The organism is Ensifer sp. GW823-FHT05D09, assembly GCF_058795755.1.
This window is the reverse complement of the sequence record NZ_JBXAIA010000023.1, coordinates 1-4,898: the sequence shown is the minus strand read 5'-3', so window position 1 is coordinate 4,898 and position 4,898 is coordinate 1. Positions and strand designations below refer to the sequence as shown.

At 60.5% G+C, this 4,898-nt stretch carries 3 protein-coding genes; all 3 read left to right on the top strand.

From position 1 onward, the window contains the following. Positions 1-197: hypothetical protein (locus AC1Q80_RS30720; protein ID WP_492362923.1), on the top strand; the 197-nt coding region annotated here is incomplete at its 5' end. 443 nt (positions 198-640) lie between these two features. Next, positions 641-3,421, top strand: coding sequence for an autotransporter outer membrane beta-barrel domain-containing protein (locus AC1Q80_RS30715; RefSeq protein WP_492362922.1), 2,781 nt, complete (start codon positions 641-643; stop codon positions 3,419-3,421). 129 nt (positions 3,422-3,550) lie between these two features. Then, positions 3,551-3,862, top strand: coding sequence for an I78 family peptidase inhibitor (locus AC1Q80_RS30710; RefSeq protein ID WP_492362921.1), 312 nt, complete (start codon positions 3,551-3,553; stop codon positions 3,860-3,862). The last annotated feature ends 1,036 nt before the right edge of the window (positions 3,863-4,898 follow it).

Genomic DNA, 4,898 nt, shown 5'->3' with positions numbered 1-4,898 from the left:
GACTGAAAATAAACACGAAATTTGAGGGGGAGTTATCAACAGGGCGGAACACACTCAAATCGACGGCCGATTTCGGCTACCAAGCCGCCGGACAACAAGGCTCGATGCCCAAAAAACCAGACAGACGAGCTCATTTGGTTATTGTGACTGAAGGATCTGGACGGCCGACTGTCCGCCGAGCGGCCTTTCGCGGCTGAAATGGCCCCAGTTCTCCCGCACGATCTGCATCAGGAACTCGCGCACCGCCCTCACCCGCGGCACGGCGACCAGATCGCGGCTGTAACGAAAGATCAGCCGACGCCGCCGACAATGGCCTTTCGCGGGTGAAATGGCGCCATCATCGCAGCCTCGCCTTCCTCCCGCCCGTCCTCGGCGAACGCCGTCGCGCCATCGCTCCGAAGCTCCGCAGAGCGGCGCGTTCTGCACCGACGTCGGCGATCGCCGGTTCCAACATAGATCCTGTAGAGACGATGGCATCTGCCTTCCGAGACGAGGCGCGGCTCACGGGTCCGGCACGACTACGAGCGCCGTGCCGTCGGTCCCGCCAGCTATGGTAGAGAATCATTAACCATGGTTAGCTAGGTATCGTCACCATACCGCTGGCTATCTCGCGAGCGTTCGATAGCATTGGCAGTCACCCATGCAGAAGACACCGCTTGCGGCACACTCCCGGCGTATCGGCTTTTACACGGCACTGGCCTCGCTCGCTCTGACCGTGCCTTCGCTTGCCCAGTCCGTCTGGTCCGGCAGTTCGGACAATGAATTCAGCAACGGCGCGAACTGGAGCCCCGCCCTGCCCGGCACGGGCGATGCAGCAGTCGTCAACGACGGCTCTCCCCAGGTCACCAACTCCTCGACAATCCGCGAACTCGGCGTCGACGGCGGCAATGTCACGATCACCAATACCGGTGTGCTCACCGTCACCAGCGGCAGCACGATCGCCTCGGGCAGCATCAGCATCAACGCCGGCGGCGCCTTGAACTCGGATGTCGACCTGAACGGCGGCGGCCTGTCCATCGACGGCGACCTCAACGGGAAATTGACGCTGAACAACGGCAACGTATCGGTCAACGGGACACTGGGCAGCGCCACGATCGGTTCGGCGACGTCGCTTTCCAACAACGACCAGGTCGGCGACGTGAATGTTTCCGCCGCGGGAACATTCGTCAACAACAGCGGCGCAACCGCTGGCGCCATTACCAATGCCGGCACAGGCTCCAACGCCGGGACGCTCGACGCGCTGACGAACACGGCAGGAAACTTCACCAACAACACCGGCGGCACGATCACGGGAAAAACGACCGTTTCGGGCGGCACCGTGACGAACAATTTCGTCGTCACGGAAGCGGATGTCGAAGCCGCCGCCACGTTCGTCAACAACAACGGCGCGACGGCAGGCAAAGTCACGAACTCGGGCACCGTATCGAATGCCGGCACGATCGCCTCCGTCAACAACAAGGACGGAAGCTTCACCAACAATTTCGGCGGCACGATTGCAGGTAAGGCAACGGTTGCAGGCGGGACGGTGACGAACAACTTCGTCGTGACGCAAGCGGATGTTGCAGCGGCGGCCGCCTTCGTCAACAACAGCGGCGCGACGGTCGGCGCGCTTGAGAATGCCGGCAACACCTCGAATGCGGGGACAGTCGCGTCCCTGAACAATACTGCCGGCACATTCACCAACAACGGCGGCGGCACCGTCACCGGCACGACTGCGGTATCGGGCGGCAGCGTCGTCAACAACTCGATGCTCGCTGACGTCGATGTCGGCTCCGGGGGCACGTTCACCAACAACAGCGGCTCCACTGCCGGTGTCGTGAAAAATGCCGGCGCCGGTTCGAACGACGGAACCATCGCCTCACTGGCGGTGAGCGACGGCCTGTTTTCCAACACAGGCACGATCAATGGCACGGCAACAGTCACGGGCGGCACGCTCGTCAACGACGGCGTGGTCGCCGGCAGCGTCGACATCTTCGATGGCGGCCTGTTGTCCGGCACCGGCGTCATCGGTGGACTGACGGTCAATGCGGGTGGCGTGTTCTCGCCCGGCCCAGGCATGCAGACCGCCACCGTCGATGGAGACGTGACATTCCGGTCTCGATCAACTTACCGGGTGGAGGTCGATACGACGGGCCACTCCGACCGCCTCGATGCGTCCGGTGCCATCAGCATCGAAGGCGGAACGCTCGAAATTCTGGCCGGAAGCGGCACCTATGCCCCGACGACCGACTACACGATCCTGACGGGCGGCAGCGTCACCGGTGCGTTTGACAACGTTGTCAGCAACTTTGCCTTCCTGTTGCCGAGCCTGAGCTACGGCACCACCAGCGTCGATCTCAGCCTTGATCGCAATGACGTGCGTTTCGCCGATATGGCGGAGACAGCGAACGGTCGTGCGACAGCGAATGCCGTCGAGGCGCTAGGACCGTCGAACTCGCTGTACCTAAACGTTGTGTCACTGGACGAGCAATCCGCCGGCAGCGCCTTTTCGCAACTGAGCGGCGAAGCCCATGCTTCTCTCCAGAGCGAACTGCTCTGGGACAGCCGTTTTCCGCGGCAAGCGGTTCTCGACCGCAAGAGCCCGGCGCAAGGCCGGGGCTTGCGGCAATCGGACGACGTGGTGTTCTGGACATCCGCTTATGCGGCCGCGAACCAACTCGCCGGTGACGGCAACGCAGCCGGCGTCGATGGTCGAACGGCGGGTGTCTTGTTCGGGGCGGATGCGGCGATCTCCGACACATGGCGCCTCGGCGGCCTTCTCGGCTACAGCCATCTCGCCATGCAACCGGAAGCACGCGCTGATTCCTATCATGCCGGTCTCTATGTCTCCGGCGAAATCGGACTGCTGGATCTGATGGCGGGGGCGATCTATTCTCATAACGAAATCTCGACCCGACGCGGCGTTGCCTTCGGTTCCCTCGCCGAGAGCCTGACGGCGGACTACGACAGCGCCACCCGCCAGGCTTTTGCCGATCTGTCCTGGACGTTTGCGGCGGAGAATATCAAGTTCCAGCCTTTCGCCAACATCGCCTATGTCGATCTCGATACCGACGCGTTCAGCGAGACGGGCGGCACGGCCGCGGTCTCAGCGGCCGAGGGCTCGGACGCCGTGACGGTATCGACGGTTGGCCTGCGCTGGTCGGCAGACATTCCCGGCAGCGAGCTGCCAATCGCGGCCACCGGCATGCTGGGTTGGCGGCATGCCGCGGGAGACCTGACGCCTTCGGCGCGGCTTGCATTTGCCGGCAGCAGCTTCTTCACAATCGGCGGCGTCACCATGCCCGGCGATGCTCTGGTGATGGAGGCAGGCATTTCCGCGAGGCTATCCGCAACCGCCCAGGTGACGCTAACCTATCTGGGCGAATTTGCGGGCGGCGTGCAATCGAGCGCCGCTCGGGCAAACCTGATCGTGAATTTCTAGGCAAGCGACACATGCCAATGGCTACCATACCAAGTTGGCCGGCCCTGCAACCGGACCTTGCCGCAATGGATCGTTGGTCTCGTTGCCGCCTTATTGCTCTGATTGTTCGGCATTTTCAGAAGTGAAAGGATGATGCCCTTGATTTACGCCCGTCATTTCGCAGCGCTCGGCGCAGGTCTGCTCCTGCTTGGAGCCGCCGGTTGCCAGAAGGAGCCGGAATCCACCGCGAGCCAGACAGAGGGGTTGTGCAAGCCAAATGCTGCAGAAGCCCTGGCAGGCAAGGACAGAATTTCCGATGAGGACGCAAAACAAATGACGGGTGCGACGATCGTCAGGCAATTGAAGCCCGGGGATCCAGCCACCATGGACTTCCGACAGGAGCGCGTCACCATCGAAACGGATCCGGCGACGGGCAAGATTGTCCGCGCTATGTGCGGATAGACGTCGACGAATAGTACGAAGCAGTGGGGCCAGACCGGCTCCACCATGAAGGTGCTCCACGATGCAAATGCTCGCATCGTCACGTGTGGCAAAAAATTGCGCACAAACACGCCTTCCTGCTCATCGTTCCCCTTGTCAAAGAGGGCGAACGACCAACCACCCTTCCTTATCCGATAAAGACGCCGTCATGCCTCCTCCTGCGCAGTGGGCCGATGTCTGGCGAGCCTGCGGTCCGGCGTGAGGTCGCGTCGGCCTAAGAGACGGGCACTCTTTGTGCCGGCCGCATAAAAACACGCTGTCGAACGCTTTCATCCCGCGCTGCTCACAGTGCTCGAGCAACGCGACGATATGGATGCCTCCGAGCCGATCTGGCTCGTATCTTCGAGATGCCAGGAGATACCGTGGGACGTCTTCCAGGGCTGTCGGCCTGAAGATCATCCTCGTGGTGGACGAAACCTATTCTGAAAGCATCGAATTCCCGGCGGCGTCGATGATGGGCGTACGCTGTCGACAACGATGCGCTGAGCCCATGTCGTCTTGCAAAGCAAAGCGCCGCCAACGATTGATCATTGACGGCGCCGCTCACCGAAAGCCCTTCTTCTCAAAGGCTTCCCCTAGTTATTTCAGCGCGCATTCTCCGTCAATGAAGGAAACGTGAAGTTTTCATCACAACTGTATTTTAGATATTTAATATATAATTATGATATAAATGAGTAACTTGCTGTCATTAAACTGAAAAAAATCTGATACAATGTGACGTTGCGCGTATGCAACACCATTATGCTTTGTATGCCTGAAGCTGTGACTTGGTTAAACTTGTTGTATATTTTCTGTTCCTCCATGTTAATCCTCGCCGCGCTGTCCGTCCGAGAGCAATCACGGATGAGTATGTCTCGCAGCAGCGCGAGCGAGGTTGCCGGTAGTTCTCTGGGGGACATCCAGGATCGGCCCTTGTTGACCCTAAAAAACATAGAGAGATCTCTCGCATGAGCATCAGAAGCCTTCTCCTCGGCTCCGCCGCCGCATTGGCCGCGAC